The following is a 764-nucleotide window of genomic DNA, read 5'->3' as shown; positions in this document are numbered from 1 at the left end:
TGTCGGTGTAGACGTTGAAGCCGTTACGGCCTTTCTGGTTTTCCAGATCCAGGTAGTTATAAATGATGTCGTACCATTCGGTGGTACCCGATTCGAAGGAGCCGACGGTGGTGCCGGTGCCCGGGTTATAGGTGCCTTTCAGCGGGGACAGGGATTCCAGCTCCGCGTTGCGCCCGTTACGGGTGTAGGCAGCGTAACCAATGTTGATGCGCTCTGCCGGGAAGCCTTCGGACAGCAGATGGCCGACAACGGTATCCACCCCCCAGCCGCCTTCTTCCAGCGCCTTCAGGTTGGTGTGGTGGGTCACGCTCTCCGCCCACGGGGTACCGAAGAAGTCATAGGTCATGACGTTGATACCGTACAGGCCCGCTTCCAGCAGCGCATTGACGTTGGAGTAGCCGAGCGTCTTGACCACCGCCGAGCTGGCAATGGAGATTTTGACGTTGCTCAGGCCTGCGGCGTCCAGCTGCTTACGCAGTTCGCCAATCAGCAGGGCGTAGTTCTCGCCGTCTTCCGGGCCGTACGGGTTGCCAGCGCCTTCGGCATTCGGATATTCCCAGTCAATGTCCACTTCGCTGAACATCGGGAACTGCTTGAACAGTTTTACCACGCCTTTGGCAAAGACCTTACGCGCGGCGTCAGACGCGGCGGTTTCATGGAAACCGTTACTCATACTCCAGCCGCCGATGCTCATGGACAGCACCAGGTCGTGGCCCTGCTGCTTCGCTTTGGCCTGCAGATCGCGCAGGCCGCCGAGCAGGCCC

At 59.8% G+C, this 764-nt stretch carries 1 pseudogene (cut by a window edge); it reads right to left on the bottom strand.

The window, feature by feature from the left end:
- Window positions 1-764: pseudogene (locus FQK12_RS08365) on the bottom strand (glycosyl hydrolase family 18 protein) (its annotated part continues 456 nt past the right edge of the window); the annotation flags it as partial.

Origin of the sequence: Klebsiella sp. ME-303 (assembly GCF_007910085.1) — a bacterium.
GTDB lineage: Bacteria > Pseudomonadota > Gammaproteobacteria > Enterobacterales > Enterobacteriaceae > Klebsiella > Klebsiella michiganensis.
This window is presented reverse-complemented; position numbering and strand designations above follow the sequence as displayed.